The following is a 17167-nucleotide window of genomic DNA, read 5'->3' on the forward strand; positions in this document are numbered from 1 at the left end:
ACGTGCACGCGCGGTGGTCCCGCGGTTACAGCAGTGGCGGCCAACCTGGCGGGCCCTGCCCACTACGACGCCGGGCCCGGGAAAGTCGTTCCCTCATGTGCCCCCGGATTCGAAGAATATGCAACAACATACGACAGCACCGGGGCCCGGCCGGTACGGACGGACCCCGGTGCGGTGGCTGGTGAGCAAGGTACGGCGGAGCGGCCGGCGGATGCCGCGTCCGCTCCCGCTCAGACCTCCAGGAACGTGTCGAAGGCGGGCGGCAGCCGCTCCCACGCGTCCTGCCCCGCGGCGTACTCGGCGTCGGTCAGCAGGCAGGAGTCCAGGAGCCGTTCCAGGCCGTCGCGGTCGAGGCCCGGGGAGGTGAAGACCAGGTGCTGACAGCGGTCGCCGTGCTCGGGGTGCCAGTCGAGCGCGGCGGCGGCACGGCGCACCGGCGGCACCAGGTCCCAGGCCGCGTCCGGAAGCGCGGCGAGCCACGGCCCCGCGCCCTCCACGCACAGGGCACCGCCCGCGGCGTCCCAGTGCAGCAGCGTGTCCCCCTTGCCGGCGAGCCAGAACCGCCCCCGGCTGCGGGCCGCGGCGCAGGTCAGGTCCTCGAGCGCGGCGTACAGCCGCTCCGGGTGGAAGGGACGGCGGCGGCGCCAGACCAGGGTGGCGACACCGTGCGCGTCGGCCTCGGCGGGCAGCAGGGCGCAGGCCGGGTGCTGTGCGGCCGCCGCTGCCTCCACGTCGAACCCGGCGAGCGCGGCCCGCGCCAGCTCCGAGGGCGGGGACGCCTCCGGGGAGCCCGCCGGGCCGCCCTCGCCGACCGTGACCCGGCGGGCGGTCGGATGGAGCTGGGTGAGCAGCTCGCGGTCCTCGTCGTCCGCCTGCGGCGAGCCGGGGAGGGACTCGGCGAGGGCGAGGACGGAGGCGTACTCCAGTTGCCGCGCGAAGGTGTCCGCGACGGTGCGCCGGTCGGTGGCCGCCGCGGCGAGACCGCCCTCGGCGAGGTCGTCGCCGTTGCCGAGGTACGGCAGGACCAGGGCCGGGTCGACGGCGGTGATCACGCCGGTCACGGCGAAGCCGCCGTTGGCCACCACCTCCGCCATCGCCTTGGGCTCGACGGAGTCCCACAGTTCGACGACGGCCAGCGGGGTGACCCCGGCCTCCGCGAGCCGCACCAGCTCCGGGACGAGATCCTCGCGCAGGGCGCAGCACGCGCAGTCGTCGACCAGGGGCGCCTCGCCCGCGCGGAGGACACCCGTGGCGTCCCGCACGGTGCGTACGACGGTGCCCGCGGCGGCCGTCGCGAGGTCGTGGTGGAGGACGACGCTGCCGGGCACTTCGGCCAGCAGCCGTGCCACGGCCGCCCGGCGCGCGTCGGCGTGCAGCCCGCCGACGATCACCACCGGCAGCGCGTGGCGGGGCTCCGGCCGGCTCACGCCCCGCCCCCCTTGCCGTACCGGCGCTCGAAGCGCTCCACGCGCCCGGCGGTGTCCAGGACGCGGGCGGTGCCGGTGCAGAAGGGGTGGCTGACGTGGGAGACCTCGACGTCGACGACCGGGTGGGTGCGGCCGTCCTCCCACTCGACCGTGCACCCGCCGGTCATGGTCGAGCGGGTGAGGAAGGCGTAGCCCGCGGCCCGGTCACGGAAGACGACCGGGCGGTAGTCGGGGTGGATTCCCTTGCGCACGGCGTCTCAGCGCTCCTCTCGGAAGTCGACGTGCCGGCCGGCCTTCGGGTCGTACTTGCGCAGGACCAGCCGGTCCGGGTCGTTGCGGCGGTTCTTGCGGGTGACGTAGGTGAAGCCGGTCCCGGCCGTGGACCTGAGCCTGACGACCGGTCGGAGTTCGTTGCGTGCCATGCCTGCTATCTTACTGAAAATGAATTCCATTAACAGTTAGGGCTCTCGGGCCCGGAGGAGAGGTACGTCACCGTGTCCGCCCACTGCATGCTGACCGGGGCCCGGCCCGGTTTCGGCAACCGCGTCTCCCACTCCCACCGGCGCACCTCGCGCCGCTTCGACCCCAACGTCCAGACGAAGCGCTACTGGCTGCCCGGCGAGCGCCGGCACGTGCGGCTGCGGCTGAGCGCCAAGGGCATCAGGACGCTCGACGCGATCGGCGTCGAGGCGGCGGTGGCGCGCATCCGTGCCCGGGGAGTGAGGATCTGATGGCGAAGAAGAGCAAGATCGCGAAGAACGAGCAGCGGCGGGCGACCGTCGCGCGCCACGCCGAGCGCCGGGCCGAGCTGAAGGAGATCGTCCGCCGCCCCTCGTCGACGGAGGCCGAACGGCTCGCCGCCCAGCGGGAACTGCGCAGGCAGCCGCGCGACGCGAGTCCCACGCGGGTGCGCAACCGCGACCAGGTCGACGGACGCCCGCGCGGATACTTCCGGGACTTCGGGCTCTCCCGGGTGAACCTGCGGGAGCAGGCGCACGCCGGGCATCTTCCCGGGGTGCGCAAGTCGTCCTGGTAGCTTGCCGCTTGTTCGGGGCCGAACCGGCCGTCCGGCTACAGCTTGGAGCTTCCGGTGACCTGGGTGACCGCGCGGAGAACGGCGAGCACGGCGAACACGGCGAGCACGTCCGGCGCGGGAGCCCCGCCCCGGCGGCCCCGGGGGCGAAGGCGGCGGTACGCGCGGGGGGCCGCGCCGGCCCTGGGGCTGGCGCTGGCCCTGGCGCTGACCGCGTGCTCGGACGGCGGCGACTCCGGCGACTCCGGCGACGACGGACCGGGGGGCGCCGCCGCCTCCGCCACGGCACCCGGCGCGTCCGCGAGCCCGGGTCAGGACGGCGACGCGGGCGGGACGCCGTCGTCGGGGACCGCCGGCGACCTGGAGGGAAGCTGGCTGGCGACCAGGGACGGCCAGGCCGTCGCGCTGATGGTCAACGGCGGCAAGGCGGCCCTCTTCGCCACCGGCGGGACCGTGTGCAGCGGCACGACGGCCGGAACCTCCGGCACCCGCACCATCCGCCTCACCTGCACCGGCGGCAGCGACGAGCGGACGGTCGGCAAGGTCGGGGCGGTCGGCGCGACCTCGCTCACGGTGGTCTGGGAGGGCGGCCTCGGCGAGGAGACGTACCAGCGGTCCGAGGGCGGTTCCCTGCCGCCGGGCCTGCCGACGGCCGGCCTCGGTTCCTGAGCGGACGACCGGGCGCTACCCCAGCGGCTTGCGGCGGCCGACCCGGGCCGCGTCGGCCGCGCGGGTGCCCTCGGTCCACCCGGCCGCGTCGGCGCCGCCGCGCAGCCGGGTCGTGGTCGTCTGCGGGAACATGCGCTCCGCGCGGTCGGCGACCGCGGCCTCGCGGGAGGCGAGTACGGGCAGGAGGTCCGCCTCCGCCGCCGCGCCCGTGGTGGCGGAGGCGGAGGTGGCCGCCTCGGCCGCGGCCCGCAGCCGGGTGCCCGCGCGGTGGGCGTAGGCGGCGAGGAACGACTGCCGGAAGGTCTTGGTGCGCTTGCGCCCGCCGGCCCGCTGGCCGGCCTCCGCCTTCGTCATCGCGGCCTCGGCCTGCACCAGCAGGGAGGTGTAGAGGAGTTCGACAGCCTCCAGGTCGGCCTCGAAACCGACGACGGTGGAGAAGCCGAAGGGCTCGTTCCACACGGCCCTGCAGTGGTTGGCGTCGGCCACCGCGTCCAGCAGCACCGCCTTGGCCTGCTCGTAGGGCGGCTCCACCCCGATCCGGCAGGCCCCCGGGGCGTCGGGGGCCGGGGCGCCGGCGGCCAGCAGCGCCTCGTCGACGCTGTGCCGGGTCATCAGCTCCTGGGCCTTGGCACTCAGCGCCTCCGCCTCCTCGGGGTACCCGGTCGCCTCCGCCTTGGCCAGCAGCGCCCGGATGCGGGCGAGGGCACGGGACTCCGGCCGGACCGCACGGCGCGGTGCGCCCGGCTGCTCCAGCGGCTCCAGCGGCTCCAGCGCGGGCAGTCGCAGCAGCAGGCGGTACAGCTCCAGTACGGCCGTGGCGTGCGAGAAGCGGTCGGTGCGGGGCGCCGCCTCGTCCGGCACGGCGTCGAGCTGGGCGGCCCAGCGCGGTCCGCGCGGACGGTCGTGCGGCGCCCGGGCGCGGATCAGCGCGGCCACCAGCCGTACGTGCACCTCGTCCAGTTCGCGCCGCACGATCCGCACCAGGTCGGCGGGCTGCCAGCCGCGCCGCCAGGCCGTGGCCACGAACTCCTCGCCGCGCGCGAGGAGTTCGGTGTCCGCCGCCGGGTCGGCCGCGAGCAGCGAAGCGGCCGTGTCGAGGGCGTCGTCGGCGGTGTCGTACAGGGCGGCCTCGAAGGCGCGGTCGACGGTGCGGGGCGTACTCACCCGGCGATGGTGCCACGACCCGCGCAGCGGAAGACGACTGTCAACCATCGGTTGACAGCACCTGGGGCGCAACCTACGGTTGACACATGACGACCGACCCGAGCATCACGTCATCCGTACGCCTCGACGAACTCATCACCGCGATCAAGAAGGTGCACCAGGAACCCCTGGCACAGCTCCAGGACGCCGTCATCGCCGGCGAGCACCTCGGCGAGGTGGCCGACCACCTCATCGGCCACTTCGTGGACCAGGCCCGGCGTTCGGGCGCGTCCTGGACGGACATCGGCAAGAGCATGGGCGTCACCCGGCAGGCGGCGCAGAAGCGCTTCGTGCCCAAGGAGTCCACCGACCTGGACGCGAGCCAGGGCTTCAGCCGCTACACGCCCCGCGCGCGCGAGGCCGTGCTGGCCGCCCACCACGCGGCCAGGACCGCCGGCAACGCCGAGGGCCTGCCCGAGCACCTCGTGCTCGGGCTGCTCACGCAGCACGAGAGCCTGTCCGCCAAGGCGATCGCCGCCCAGGGCGTCACCCTCGACGCGGTCCGCGAGGCGGCGCTCGCCGCCCTCCCGCCCGCCGTCCCCGAGGTCCCCGAGCTGGTGCCCTACGGCCCCGCCGCCAAGAAGGTCCTCGAACTCACCTTCCGCGAGGCCCTGCGCCTGGGCCACAGCTACATCGGCACCGAGCACATCCTGCTCGCCCTGCTGGAGCACGAGCACGGAGAGGGCGTGCTCAGCGGGCTCGGCATCGGCAAGGAGGCCGTCGAGCGCCACGTCACCGCGGCGATCGCGCAGTTCATCGGGGTGACCGAGAAGGACACCGGGGGCGGGAAGGACACGCAGGGCGAGGAGGGCACGGGCGGCACGGCGGGCGGCCGGGCCGGGGAGGGCGCACCGGGCGGCGCGGGAGCCTGAGCCCCGGCGGCCCCCGGGCCGTTGTCGGACCCGGGTGCGACACTCGCGACATGGCCGGCAGGTGGGCGCTCGCGGTGGCCGAGGGCGGTGGCGTGGACGTCGCGCCCCTCGGCCCCGACGGGCTGCCCGCCGGACCGGTGCGTCGGGAGCCCGGCCCCGCCGAGGCCGTACGGGCCAGGCCGGAGGTCACGCGCTGGGTGTGGCGGTCCACCGCCGAGATCGCACGGCACCTGCTCGACGCGGGCGTGCGGGTGGAGCGGTGCTACGACGTGGAGGCCGCCGAGACCCTCCTGCTCGGCCACGAGGGGCGGTACGGCGAGCCGCGCTCGGCCGCGGCCGCCCTGGCCCGGCTGCGCGGCGGGCCCGTGCCGCCCGACCCGCCGCAGCGTTCCGCCGAGCCGGGCGCGCAGTCCTCGCTGTTCGAGCCCGAGTCCGGACACCTCCCGCTCGACGACCTGCTCGCCGTCTACGCCGAGCAGCAGCGCCGGCACGAGCGCTGCGCGCACCCGGAGCGGATGCGGCTGCTGACGGCGGCGGAGTCCGCGGGGATGCTGGTGGCCGCCGAGATGAACCACGCGGGGCTGCCCTGGCGGGCCGACGTGCACCGCGAGGGGCTGCACGGACTGCTGGGCGAGCGGTATGCGGGCGGGGGCGAGCCGCGCCGCCTGGCCGAGCTGGCCGGGGAGGTGTCGGCGGCGTTCGGCCGACGGGTGCGGCCCGACCTGCCGGCGGACGTGGTCAAGGCGTTCGCGCAGGCGGGCGTGAAGGTCGGTTCCACCCGCCGCTGGGAGCTGGAGTCGGTGGACCACCCGGCGGTGAAACCACTGCTCGAGTACAAGAAGCTGTACCGCATCTGGGTCGCCCACGGCTGGTCCTGGCTCCAGGACTGGGTGCGCGACGGGCGTTTCCGCCCCGAGTTCCTGGCCGGCGGCACCGTCACCGGACGCTGGGTGACCAACGGCGGGGGCGCGCTGCAGATCCCCAAGGTGATCCGGCGGGCCGCGGTCGCCGACCCGGGCTGGCGGCTGGTCGTCGCCGACGCCGACCAGATGGAACCGCGCGTGCTCGCGGCGGTCTCCCGCGACCCCGGCCTGATGGAGGTGGCCGGCCGGGAGACCGACCTCTACCAGTCCGTCTCCGACCGCGCCTTCTCCGGCGACCGCGCCCACGCCAAGCTCGCCGTCCTCGGCGCCGTCTACGGCCAGACCTCCGGCGACGGCCTGAAGAACCTCGCCACGCTCAGACGCCGCTTCCCGAGGGCGGTGGCGTACGTCGACGACGCGGCCCGCGCGGGCGAGGAGGGCCGGCTGGTGCGCACCTGGCTGGGCCGCACCTGCCCGCCCGCGGTCTCGGCGGCCGACGGCACGGAGGAGGCGGGCCTGCCGCAGGACGACCCCGCGGGCCCCGCGGTCCGCCCGCAGGAGTGGGTGCCGGGCTACGCGTCCGCCGACGCCCGCGCCCGGGGCCGCTTCGCCCGCAACTTCGTCGTCCAGGGCAGCGCGGCCGACTGGGCCCTGCTGCTGCTCGCCGCGCTGCGCCGGGCCTGTGCGGACATGGCGGCCGAGCTGGTCTTCTTCCAGCACGACGAGGTGATCGTGCACTGTCCCGAGGAGGAGGCCGCCGCCGTCGTCGCGGCGATCCGGGAGGCGGCGGAGCTGGCGGGGCGGCTGACGTTCGGGCCGACGCCGGTGCGGTTTCCGTTCACCACGGCGGTGGTGGAGTGCTACGCGGACGCGAAGTGACCGACGGCGGTGCGGGCCCGTCCGGCACGCGTCAACGCCCTGGCGTCCGGCACGCGTCAACGCCCTGGCGTCCGACGGGCGTCCGCGCCCTGACACCCCACGTGCGTCCACGCCCTGACACCCGGCGCGCGGTCCGGCCCTGACACCCGGCACGCGGTTCCGCACCCTGACGCCCGACGCACGGTCCACGCCCTGACACCCGGCACGCGGGCCACGCCCTGACACCCGACGCGCATCCACGCCCTGACACCCGACGCGCATCCACGCCCTGACACCCGGCACGCGGACCGCACCCTCACACCCGACGCGCATCCACGCCCTGACACCCGGCACGGTCCACGCCCTGACACCCGGCATGCGGGCCACGCCCTGAACACCCCACGTGCGGGCCGCGCCCTGACGTCCGGCGTGTGCCGGGCGTCAGGGCGTCGGGGGGCGCGTGATTCAGGCGCCCGCGCCGAGGACCGCGCCGGAGGAGCCTCGCGGACCCGCAGCGGTGTTCTCGCGTCCCAGCGGCGTCTCACCGTCCGCGCGTGAACGGCGCTTGCGGTCCGGTGTCGAGGAGGAGATCAGCGCCTCCTTCGGCAGTCCCCGGGGCCGGTAGGGAAGGCCGCCGCCGGTCTGTCCCAGCCCCAGGCGGTAGGCGAGCACGGCGGTGCACACCCGGTTCCCCGTGCCGAGTTTGGAGTAGATGGCGCTGATGTGGTCCTTTATCGTCGCCGGGCTGAGCAGGAGCGACCGGCCTATCTCGACGTTGGAGAGGCCGGCGGCGAGCATGGTGCACACGTCCCGCTCCCGCCGGGTCAGGGCACGCGCCCGCTCCCTGATCTCGCGCGGCACCCCTTCGCGCCCCACCTCGTCGATCAGGGACTGCGTGGCGGCCGAGGTGAGGACCCGGTTCCCCGCGGCCACGACCCGGATCGTGTCCTGAATGGTCTGGGAGTCCGCGTCCGGGCTGAGCACCCCCGCGGCCCCGTTGAGCAGCGCTTCCGACAAGGGCGTCCCCTCCCAGTCGTGAGCCAGCAAAATGGTCTCCGGACGCGTGGGCAGGCGCTGCAACTCGGCGAGTTTCGCCAGGGTCGTGCGGAGCCCCGCCCGACCCCCCATCACCACGACGTCGGGACGCCGTCGCGCCGTGACGTCGATGACGTCGGACGGATCACAACCGTCGATCACATCAATGTCCGCCGACTCTCCCAGCAGGGCACCCAGCCCCGCTCTCACGATCGCCGCCTCGTACGCGACTAGAACGCGGATCATCCGCTCACCCCCGTGATGCGTAACGAACTGCAGTGACTCTCGCACATCCTGCGACCGAGTTCACCAGACGTCCCCACTCCTTCTCCAAGATTGAGGGTTACTTGAGGGAAGGCGGAAACCGCGATCGTTGCCCATGCCACCCAAAGTGATCATTTCCGGTGTCAAAACTGCCCGAAAAGCAGCCAACCACCCCGTCACCACCCCCACTTGGCGGGGGTGCGCCCCCTGGTCAGGGGGCTGGAACCGGCCGTTCTGCCGATGCGCCGCGCACCGCGGACACGCATGATCGACACGTCGGCAGAGTCCGGCACACGACCATGACAACAGGGGGACATGTGCTCTCGCGGCGCAGCGTATTTGCACCTGTTGACCTCGAAGCGGCACCCGAGGTCAACGACGTGCTCACCAGGATCGGCGTCGGCCGCCTGGTCACGGACGACGTCGACTCTCTCTTCGGACGCAACGAGAACTGGGCCGGCACCACGACCGTCGGCGTGGGGGTGTTCGTCAAGCGGGTGTCACTCGACGGCGGTCCCGAGGACGCCGCCCTGCGGCTCGCCCGGTCCCGCTCGTTCGCCGCGCTGATCGAGGAACAGGGCTCCCGGGACCTGATGAGCCCTCAGCTCATCGGCTTCGACACCGCTTCCCGGGTCCTGGTGTACCGGCTCCTCGACAACACCCGGACGTTCGCGGAGCTGGTCTCGGACGACGAGGCCGATCCCGCCCTCGCTCGCAGGGCGGGCCGGGCCACGGCGGCGCTGCACTCCCTCGACGCCGACGGCGCCGAACCCCCGGTGGACCGTTCGCCCTTTCCCTTCCCCAGCCTCGGGCTCATGCGGGCGCTGCCCCTGGCGGGCTTCATGGGGCTCACGTTCGCCGAGACCAGCCTCTGGCAGATCCTGCACGGCGATCCGGTGCTCGCCCGCGCCACGGAACGGCTGCGCGCCGCGGAGGACACGGCGCCGGTCGTGCCCGCCCACTGCGACCTGCGCTTCGACCAGTTCCTGCGGTCGGACGGTGACCTGTACCTGACCGACGGCGAGGAGTTCCGGCTGGCCGACGCGGCACGCGACGTCGGTGCCATGGCCGGGGAATGGCTCTACCGCGCGGTCACCGGACTGACCGGACGGGACGAGGAGGACCTGTCCCCCGCCGATCCCACGCACGAGGAGATCGTGGCCCGGGGAGTGCGGGAACTGGACCGGGCCAGGCCCCTGATCTCCGCCTTCTGGTCCGGCTACCGCTCCGTGCGGCCGGGCGACGCCGAACTCGCCGTCCGGGCCACGGCCTTCGCCGGCTGGCACATGATCGACCGCGCCATGGCGACGGCGGCACGCGCCAGCACCCTCCCGGCGGTCGCGCGCGCCGCGATGGGGATCGGACGCAACGCGCTGCTGAACCCCGAGACGTTCGTGTCCGCCCTGGGTCTTGAGGAGACCGGATGACCACCTCGCTGAAGGACGCCCCCGCCACGGTCGACGGCCTCAACGGCCGTGTCGCCGAGGCCCTCACCCGGATACGGGTGGCGCCGGACTGCCTGTCCGCCGACGTCGACGGCCGCGAGATCACCGCGGACACCCCTGTCCGGCTGCGCGACCGGCTCTCCGTCGCCCTCTACGACCACCTGCACGCCGGCCGCCCCCACAACGACGCCCCGATGCCCCGGAGTCTGCGCGACAGGGCTCTGGAGTCCCTGCTGCACGAGGCCACCCCGCACCCCACGACGCCCTGCCGCGGCAGGCTGCACGGAGTCGTCGAGGGCTCTCCGGTGGTGGAGATCGACGGCGTACGGGTCCGGATCCCCGCCGCTGAGGCAGACGCCGCCGTCCAGGACCAGGACGGGGCGCCCGCGGCCGCCTCCCTGCTCGAGGCGGCGGAACGTTCCGCCCGCAGCGCCGAAGCCGTCTACGCGCAGGTGCGCATCGCGTCGGCACGCCCCGCGCTCTCACCGGGCTTCTTCCTGGTGGACGGCTCCCGCGGCCGGCCGTCCCGGGGTTCGGTGCTGCGGCTGTACGTCCACGTCGTGGCGGCGACGTACGCCCCGGGCGTCTGGCGTGCGGTGCTCACGGCCCTGGAGGCGGCGGGGGTTCCGTACCGGGCCAAGATCAGCTCCTCGCCGCTGCTCTACCCCCGCCGGGACGCGCTCGTCGTCTACCTGGGCGAAGAGGCTCTGCACGCCGTGGACACCGTCGGCGCGGCCGTGGACGGCCTTGCGGGGATCGGGGCGGAGACCTCGCCCTTCGCCGACCGGATCACCGCCGGCTTCGCCGCCGCCTGGGAACCCGACGACGACCGGCCCGGCCGCAGGACCATGAGCTTCGGGCAGCACCGGGCGGCCGCGGTCGCGGCGGGCCTGACCTCGCACCGGACCGCCCCCCGGCACCGGTCGGCGGCCGCGGCCGTGGCGGCCGCGTTCGCGGAGGCGGGTGTGGACCCCGCCCACCCGGCCCGGAGCCTGGGACGACCCCACGCCGACTCCCGGAAGGAGGACTGAGAGATGCCGCGTCCGCCGGCGCTCCCCGCCGAGCAGAAGACGCGCCTCGTGCTCGCCGTGCTGTCCAAGGAGCACTCGGTGTCCGAGGCGGCCCGCATGGCCCGGGTCTCGGAGCAGTCCATCGCCAACTGGCGCCGCCAGTTCGTCGAGGGCGGCAGCGTCGCGCTGGCCGGCCGCGCGCCGGCCAGTCCCGCCGGCCAACGCGAGGCGGCGCTGCGGAAGGAGGTGGACCGGCTCAAGCAGGCGCTGGGAGAGGCGTACGTGGAGCTGATGGCCTGCCGACGGGTCGGAGTCCCCCGGCATGTCCCTTCCGGCACCTCGAAGCAGTTCGCACGGAACTAGGAATCAGTGTTTCGAGGTTCTGCGTGATCTTGGGGATTCCGCGCCGCACGTACACCCGCAGGCTGCAGCAGCACAGAGGACAGGTGAACCATGACGATGCCCGGCCCGACGGAACCGGACCCGCCGGCGATTGAAGTACGGGGACTCACCATGCGCTACGGGGACAGAACCGTGCTGCACGGGGTGGACCTCAACGTCCGGCGCGGTGAGGTGCTGGGGCTGCTCGGACCGAACGGGGCGGGCAAGACCACCACGATCGAGGTGCTCGAGGGTTTCCGGGCCCGTACCGCCGGCGACGTGCGGGTCCTGGGCGAGGACCCGCAGCGGGCCGGCCAGGAGTGGCGCTCCCGGGTGGGCATCGTGCTGCAGTCCTGGCGCGACCACGCACGCTGGCGCGTGGCGGAGCTGCTGGAACACGTGGCCTCCTGCTACCCGGCACCGCGCTCCGTGGCCGAGACCCTCGACACCCTCGGTCTCACCTCCCAGGCGCAACAGACCTGCCAGCGCCTCTCCGGCGGCCAGCGCAGGCGGCTGGACGTGGCCCTCGGCATCATCGGGGACCCCGAGCTGCTCTTCCTCGACGAACCGACCGCCGGATTCGACCCCGTTGCCCGGCGGGAGTTCCACGAACTCATCGAACGACTCAAGGACGACGGCATGACGCTCGTACTCACCACCCACGACCTGCACGAGGCCGAACGCCTCTCGGACCGCACGGCGATCCTCGTGGACGGCAGGATCACCGCCTTCGGCACGAGCGCGGAACTGGCGGCCTCCGCCCGCGCGGAGGCCAGCGTCCGGTGGGTCGACGAGGACGGCAGGCAGCAGGAGGAACGGACCGCCGACCCCTCCCAGTACGTGTGGGAGCTGCACCAGAAGCACGAGGGCCCGATCCCGGGCCTGGTCGTGCAGCGGCCCACGCTGGAGGACATCTACCTGCGCATGATCACGGGAACGGGGGACTGACCGTGACCGTGTCCGTGAGCACCCAGTCCACCGCGCGGACCTTCTCCCCGCGCCGCACGGCCGCCGCCGGGGTCCGGCGCGGCCTCCTCGAACTGCTCCACCTGCTGCGCAGCCCCCGGGAAGCGTTCGGCCTGCTCAGCACGCCGGTGCTCTTCGTCGTCCTGGGCACCCTGATCGACGGGGACATCCCCGGCTCCCCCGTCCCGATGGCGGACCTGATGGTGGCCGGCGGCATCGCCACCATGGTGGTCCAGGCCGGCCTCCTCACCCTCACCCAGACCCTCGCGGTGGAACGCGAGGACGGGACCCTGGCGAGGATGCGGGCCGTCCCCCACGGGATCGGCGTCTACCTGGTCGCGAAGACCGTCGTCGTCACGGTCACGGCGCTCGGCGGCAGCGTGCTGACCCTGGCGGGAGGGGCGCTGTTCGTCGGCTCCTCCCTGCCCTCCGGCCCGCGGCACTGGCTGATCCTGGTGTCGGTCACGCTCCTCGGGCTGCTTGCGGTCGTCCCGTTCGGCGCGATCCTCGGCGCGATCCTGCCCAACGCCCGGGAGGCACTCGGGTTCCTGATGATCCCGCTGCTCGTCCTGATGGTCTTCTCCGGCCTCTACTTCCCCCTGTCCAACCTGCCGGCCGCGGTCCAGGACGTCGTGCAGGCCTTCCCCCTGAAGTGGACCGGGCAGGGAGTGCGGGCGGCGCTCCTGCCCGACGCGGCGCTCGGCTCCGAGACCGTCGGAGCCTGGGAACTGCCCAAGGTCTACCTGATCAACACCGTGTGGGCGGTCGCGGGCTTCCTGATCGCTCCCCGGATCCTGCAGCGCATGACCCGCCGGGCGACCGGTACCCGACCCAAGAGAGCTGAGGCATCGCAATGACCGGGCCCCTTCGGCACATATCCGCGATCTTCCCCATCCAGCCGGACGCGCTGGACCCCATGGTCGAGTTCGGGACCTTCGCCCGCGACGCCGGCGTGCGCCGCCTCTGGCTCGGGCAGTCCCTGCGGGTGGAGACCCACCTGGCGCTCGCCGCGTTCGCGGCCCGGGTCCCGGGCGTCCCGCTCGGCAGCAGCGTGGCGCTCTCGATCCTGCGCCACCCCTACCAGGCGGCGGTGGAGGCCCGTTCCCTCAGCACCCTGTCGCAGGCCCCGTACGTCGCCGGGTTCGGACCGGGAGCCGTCGGTTCCCAGAAGCAGTTCCTCGGAGAGCCGTACGCGAAGCCGCTGCGTGCCATGACCGAGTACGTCGGCGTGATCCGCAGGCTGCTGGACAGCGAACACGTCGTCCACGACGGCGAGTACTTCACGTCGAGCTGCCCCATGATGCACGTGCCGGCCCCGCCCGTGGAGGTGGGTCTGGGAGTGCTGCGCCCCGGCATGGCCAAGACCGTCGGGCAGGTCGCGGACGTGGCCATCACCTGGCTCACCCCGCACTGGTACATCGGCGAACAGCTCATGCCCGCCATCGCGAAGGGCGCCGAGGAGGCCGAACGGCCCCGCACCCCCCGCGTGGCGAGCATCGTGCACGCCGCCCTCGACCGGCCCGGGCGCAATCTGCGGCGGCTGGTATTCGCCGCCGCCGGCCCCCACCTGGGCTCGCCGCACTACACCGACATGCTGCGCCGCGGCGGACTGGCCGCGGACCCCAAGGAGCCGGTCAAGGGCGCCGAAGCACTGCTCGACGCGCAGGTCTTCGCCCACGGCAGCGCCGGGGACATCGCGAAGGTGGTGCGCGCCCACCGCGACGCGGGCGTCGACGAGGTCGTCATCAACGTCTGCGGGGTCTACCTCACCGAGGGTCCCCGCTCCGCGATGGAGGACCTGCGGGAGATCCTGGAGGCGGTCCGGGCCGATGACTGACACGACCGCCCCCGCGCCCCAGGACCTGCCGGCGTTCACGGGCCGCCGCCTGCTCTACGCGGCCACCGGGGCGCTGACCGCCGCGCACACCCCGTTCTGGGTGAACTGGGTCCGCCTCTACTACCCCGAGGTGAGCGTCCGGATGCTGGTCACGCGCTCCGCCGAGCGGTTCGTCACCCGGCAGGCACTGGCCTCCCTCAGCGGCACGGACGTCATGGTCGACGGCTGGCCCGAGGACCCGGCGGCCGAGGCACCCCACGTCGAACTCGCCGAGTGGGCGGACACGTTCGTCGTCACCCCGGCGACGCTGGGGTTCTGCTCCCGCCTGGCCGCCGGTCTGACCGACAGTCCCCTGCTGCTGGCCCTGCAGTGCACGCGGGCGCCGGTGGCACTCGCGCCGTCCCTGCCGCCGGGGGGCGCCGAGTCGGTGGCCTACCGCAGGGCCCTGTCCGTGATCGGGGAGATGCCCCACGTCACCGTGGTCCCTCCCGTCCCGGGGCTGAGTGCGACGACGGGACGCTGGGACGCGACGATCAACCCGCCCCTGCCCGCCGTCTTCGCCGCGGCCGAGGCCCTGCGCGGCACCATGGCGGCCGCGGAACCGGGCGGCCGGACGTGACCGGGGCAGCGGCTCCCGTCACGGTCGCCGAGTTCGCCACCGGCTACCTGAGCACCCGCATCCTGGCGGACGGTCCGGACCACCTGTGGATCCGTTCCCCGGGTGCCGCGCGCGACCCGGGCTTCACCGGCGTCCCGCCCGCGGTGCGAGCGGCGCTGGGCGCCGCCGCGGGCCCCCGGCCCGGAGCACGGCTGGTGCTCGGCACGGAGGGGACCGGACCGGACGGCGGCTCCGTCGCCGAACGGCGGTACCGCGTCGAGTCCCCCTACTCCCTCGGCCACGTGCTGGCCGGTCCGCAGGCCGCGCCCCGGCAGTGGGACGCGCTGCCCGAACTGCTGGGCCACTGCGGCCGGCTCCTCGGCGAGGTGCACACCCGGGCTCCCGCCCCGGCCGCCCTGGCGGCCCCCCGCGGCTCCGGCCGGCTGGCCGACTGGCTGGCGGGGCGCGCCGCGCCGGGTCACTCCGGGCGACTGCGCGACCTGGCGCGCGGGCGGCTGGGAGAGGCCCGGCTGGATCGGGCGGCGCGGTGGTGCTCGTCGCTGAACTCCCGGACCGGGCCACAGGTCCTGCTGCTGGGCGGCCTGACGCTCGGCTCCGTGGTGCCCACGCGGGACGGGAGGGGCTGCCACGTCCTGGCCGGCGAGGAACTCGCCCGCGGCCCGGCCGGCTACGACCTGGGCTGGGCACTCGGCGAGCTGGCCGAGTTCCGGCTGCTGCACTTCGCGGACGGCGCGGCGGAGGACACCGCCCGCCACTGCGCGAAGGCCGGTGCCGCCCTGCTGCACGGATATCGCGCCGCCGCGGGCCGGGAGACGCCCGCGGCCGACCCGGACGCACTGGCCCGGGTCGCCGTCCTGCGGATCCTGGCCCACGCCCACGACTTCGCCGCGTTCGTGCAGTGGACCGACCAGTTGTCGCTCTACCTGGGTCTGCTCGCAGACCTGATCGACCACCCCCGCGCGGCCCTGGAGGCCGCGACCGGCGGACAGACCGCGCCCGGCCCCACCCACCCAACGGAGGACCAGTGATCTCGCAGAACGCGCACTACGACGAGAAGATGGCCAGCGTCTACGAACAGATGTACCCCATCGGTTTCGACACCACGGCGGCCGTGGCCTTCCTGTCCTCCCTGGTCAAGCCGGAGTCCAAGGTGCTGGAACTGGGCGTCGGCACGGGGCGCATCGCGCTCCCGATGGCCGAGGAGGGGCACCGGGTGCACGGCATCGACGCCTCCGAGGCGATGCTCGCCAAGCTCACCGAGCGGGACCCCGAGGGCGCCGTCACGGTGGAACTGGGCGACTTCACCCAGCCCGGGCTCGACATGGGCGGCGGCTTCGACCTGGTCACCGTCGTCCTCAACACGTTCTTCGTGGCCGTCACCCGCGAGGCCCAGTTGAACTGCCTGCGCGGCGCCGCCGGGCAGCTCGCGGAGGGCGGCCGGTTCGTCCTGGAGGCCTTCGACCCGTCGCCGTACCACGTGATGACCAAGCCGGAGCTGTCGGTGCGTCACCTGAGCGAGAGCTCGCTGATGCTCGACACGATGATGGTCGACCGCGCGCAGCAGCTCATGGTCGCCACCCACACCATCGTGGACGGCGGACCGCCGCAGACGACCCAGCACGTGATCCGGTACGCCTTCCCGTTCGAGATCGACTCCCTGGCCGAACTGGCCGGCCTGAAGCTCGTGGAGCGCTGGAGCGACTGGCGCCGGACTCCCTACACGGCGGCCAGCCCGCGGCATATCTCTGTCTACGAGAGGGTAAATTGAGCACTGCCCGGCACTAGTGAAAAAGATTGAGGAGGGACATGATCGAGGGAATCGCAGGAGCCGTCGCCCTTGGCGTGACGGGTGCGCTCGGAGTAGCCACCGACCGCACGGCGAACAAGCGAAAGAAGGCCTTCAAGGAGCGCTACGGAACGTTTGAGGGATTCCGCTCCCAGGTCGACGAGGAAAAGATCCAGAGGGTCCGCCGGGAAAAGGGCAACGTGTCCGCCATCAAGGTGGTCCGAGAGAACTACCCCTACGTGTCGCTCGCCTTCGCGAAGCGGTACGTGGAGGAACTTCCCTCGTAGGTTGACGAGTTCCGGCGCTGGGGAGGGGCCGGTGGCGCCGGCTCCCCCTCCGCACGCGGCGCGGCCGAACCGGTAGCCGGTTCGGCCGCGCCGCTGCTTTCCGGCAACCGGAAGGCGCTTCCCCGAATTCTCCGAGCCAGCATCCCAAGAATGATTCTCGGCCGCCGGGGGACCACCGGAACGAAAAGACCAGGTGCGACCGCCCACCGCGACACCCGGACCCAATTTATGAGCCGGGAACAATGAGCCATCATTATTTTTTCCTGGCCCCCCTCTCGGCACCGGTGTAGAAATATCTCGACGGCGGAATTCTCCCGCCGGAGCCCACTCACCAGAGGAATCATTATGAACACCTCCGACAACCTGATGGCCGGCTACGCCACCTACACCTCCGCCGACGAGATCGCCGCGACCCTCGACGGTGGCGCTCCGGAGATCAGCCCGGTCAGCCTCTCGATCGCCGTCTCCATCACCGAGTCCTCGTACGCGTGCGGCGCCGGCATCAGCCTGAGCGTCGGCTGGACCGTCGGCAAGGGCTGCTGACCCTTCCGCCACGCGCGAACCGGAACTCCGGGCCGGCGCCCTGCCTCCAGGGCGCCGGCCCGAACCCCT

At 73.6% G+C, this 17167-nt stretch carries 21 protein-coding genes; 16 read left to right on the plus strand and 5 right to left on the minus strand.

Features of this window, described 5'->3' with window-relative positions; all coding sequences use genetic code 11:
• Positions 1–230: 230 nt before the first annotated feature.
• From IG88_RS0117830 to rpmG, 3 genes are read right to left on the minus strand one after another with little or no spacing between them, the layout of a single operon-like run.
• The gene (locus IG88_RS0117830) at positions 231–1427 is read right to left on the minus strand and encodes a CobW family GTP-binding protein (RefSeq protein ID WP_031041705.1); all 1197 of its coding nucleotides are present in this window, start codon (positions 1425–1427) and stop codon (positions 231–233) included.
• Positions 1424–1678 (minus strand): type B 50S ribosomal protein L31, encoded by a 255-nt coding sequence (locus IG88_RS0117835; RefSeq protein WP_031041708.1) that lies wholly within the window; start codon positions 1676–1678, stop codon positions 1424–1426. Before IG88_RS0117835 ends, IG88_RS0117830 begins: the two co-directional genes overlap by 4 nt.
• Before the next feature lie 6 nt (positions 1679–1684).
• Positions 1685–1849 carry a 50S ribosomal protein L33 gene (rpmG, locus tag IG88_RS0117840; protein WP_030404981.1) on the minus strand — a complete coding sequence of 55 codons (165 nt, stop codon included), beginning with the start codon at positions 1847–1849 and terminating at the stop codon, positions 1685–1687.
• Between the two features lie 72 nt (positions 1850–1921).
• On the opposite strand from rpmG, the gene rpmB reads away from it, so the two are divergent.
• Genes rpmB through IG88_RS0117855 form a run of 3 tightly spaced genes read left to right on the plus strand, consistent with a single transcriptional unit; the run spans position 1922 to position 3129 of the window.
• Complete coding sequence (rpmB, locus tag IG88_RS0117845; protein ID WP_031041711.1) at positions 1922–2158, plus strand: 50S ribosomal protein L28; 237 nt, start codon at positions 1922–1924, stop codon at positions 2156–2158.
• Complete coding sequence (rpsN, locus tag IG88_RS0117850; RefSeq protein ID WP_031041714.1) at positions 2158–2463, plus strand: 30S ribosomal protein S14; 306 nt, start codon at positions 2158–2160, stop codon at positions 2461–2463. The genes rpmB and rpsN overlap by 1 nt, the downstream gene beginning before the upstream one ends.
• A 54-nt stretch (positions 2464–2517) precedes the next feature.
• Positions 2518–3129 carry a hypothetical protein gene (locus tag IG88_RS0117855; protein ID WP_078861525.1) on the plus strand — a complete coding sequence of 204 codons (612 nt, stop codon included), beginning with the start codon at positions 2518–2520 and terminating at the stop codon, positions 3127–3129.
• A 15-nt stretch (positions 3130–3144) separates the two neighbouring features.
• Here the strand turns inward: IG88_RS0117855 and IG88_RS0117860 are convergent, their stop codons facing one another.
• Positions 3145–4293, minus strand: coding sequence for a DUF2786 domain-containing protein (locus IG88_RS0117860; protein ID WP_031041718.1), 1149 nt, complete (start codon positions 4291–4293; stop codon positions 3145–3147).
• Between the two features lie 86 nt (positions 4294–4379).
• Here IG88_RS0117860 and IG88_RS0117865 point away from each other — a divergent pair, with 86 nt between their 5' ends.
• Positions 4380–5204: a Clp protease N-terminal domain-containing protein gene (locus IG88_RS0117865; RefSeq protein ID WP_031041726.1), complete on the plus strand. Its 825-nt coding sequence runs from the start codon at positions 4380–4382 to the stop codon at positions 5202–5204.
• Between the two features lie 50 nt (positions 5205–5254).
• On the plus strand, positions 5255–6946 hold the full coding sequence (locus tag IG88_RS0117870; RefSeq protein WP_031041727.1) for a bifunctional 3'-5' exonuclease/DNA polymerase: 1692 nt from the start codon (positions 5255–5257) through the stop codon (positions 6944–6946).
• Positions 6947–7390: 444 nt separating this feature from the next.
• Here IG88_RS0117870 and IG88_RS0117875 read toward each other — a convergent pair whose 3' ends face one another.
• The gene (locus tag IG88_RS0117875) at positions 7391–8206 is read right to left on the minus strand and encodes a response regulator transcription factor (protein WP_158853971.1); all 816 of its coding nucleotides are present in this window, start codon (positions 8204–8206) and stop codon (positions 7391–7393) included.
• Between the two features lie 317 nt (positions 8207–8523).
• On the opposite strand from IG88_RS0117875, the gene lxmK reads away from it, so the two are divergent.
• From lxmK to IG88_RS0117930, 11 genes are all read left to right on the plus strand, one after another.
• Positions 8524–9651 carry a class V lanthionine synthetase subunit LxmK gene (gene lxmK / locus IG88_RS0117880; protein ID WP_031041732.1) on the plus strand — a complete coding sequence of 376 codons (1128 nt, stop codon included), beginning with the start codon at positions 8524–8526 and terminating at the stop codon, positions 9649–9651.
• Positions 9648–10700: a T3SS effector HopA1 family protein gene (locus tag IG88_RS0117885; protein ID WP_051851944.1), complete on the plus strand. Its 1053-nt coding sequence runs from the start codon at positions 9648–9650 to the stop codon at positions 10698–10700. Before lxmK ends, IG88_RS0117885 begins: the two co-directional genes overlap by 4 nt.
• A 3-nt stretch (positions 10701–10703) precedes the next feature.
• Entirely contained in the window at positions 10704–11042 is a 339-nt protein-coding gene (locus tag IG88_RS0117890) for a helix-turn-helix domain-containing protein (protein ID WP_031041737.1), read from the plus strand.
• A 90-nt stretch (positions 11043–11132) separates the two neighbouring features.
• Entirely contained in the window at positions 11133–12008 is an 876-nt protein-coding gene (locus IG88_RS0117895) for an ABC transporter ATP-binding protein (protein WP_051851945.1), read from the plus strand.
• A gap of 14 nt (positions 12009–12022) precedes the next feature.
• The gene (locus IG88_RS0117900; protein ID WP_037836127.1) at positions 12023–12883 is read left to right on the plus strand and encodes an ABC transporter permease; all 861 of its coding nucleotides are present in this window, start codon (positions 12023–12025) and stop codon (positions 12881–12883) included.
• Positions 12880–13863, plus strand: coding sequence for an LLM class flavin-dependent oxidoreductase (locus IG88_RS0117905; RefSeq protein ID WP_031041753.1), 984 nt, complete (start codon positions 12880–12882; stop codon positions 13861–13863). Before IG88_RS0117900 ends, IG88_RS0117905 begins: the two co-directional genes overlap by 4 nt.
• Entirely contained in the window at positions 13856–14482 is a 627-nt protein-coding gene (locus IG88_RS0117910) for a flavoprotein (protein WP_037836112.1), read from the plus strand. The genes IG88_RS0117905 and IG88_RS0117910 overlap by 8 nt, the downstream gene beginning before the upstream one ends.
• The gene (locus IG88_RS0117915) at positions 14479–15510 is read left to right on the plus strand and encodes a hypothetical protein (protein ID WP_031041755.1); all 1032 of its coding nucleotides are present in this window, start codon (positions 14479–14481) and stop codon (positions 15508–15510) included. The genes IG88_RS0117910 and IG88_RS0117915 overlap by 4 nt, the downstream gene beginning before the upstream one ends.
• Positions 15507–16250, plus strand: coding sequence for a class I SAM-dependent methyltransferase (locus IG88_RS0117920; RefSeq protein ID WP_107452212.1), 744 nt, complete (start codon positions 15507–15509; stop codon positions 16248–16250). Before IG88_RS0117915 ends, IG88_RS0117920 begins: the two co-directional genes overlap by 4 nt.
• Positions 16251–16288: 38 nt before the next feature.
• Positions 16289–16555 carry a hypothetical protein gene (locus IG88_RS0117925; RefSeq protein ID WP_031041758.1) on the plus strand — a complete coding sequence of 89 codons (267 nt, stop codon included), beginning with the start codon at positions 16289–16291 and terminating at the stop codon, positions 16553–16555.
• A gap of 345 nt (positions 16556–16900) precedes the next feature.
• Positions 16901–17098, plus strand: coding sequence for an LxmA leader domain family RiPP (locus tag IG88_RS0117930; protein ID WP_031041759.1), 198 nt, complete (start codon positions 16901–16903; stop codon positions 17096–17098).
• The last annotated feature ends 69 nt before the right edge of the window (positions 17099–17167 follow it).

Origin of the sequence: Streptomyces sp. NRRL F-5650 (assembly GCF_000721365.1) — a bacterium.
Classification (GTDB): Bacteria; Actinomycetota; Actinomycetes; order Streptomycetales; family Streptomycetaceae; genus Streptomyces; species Streptomyces ardesiacus.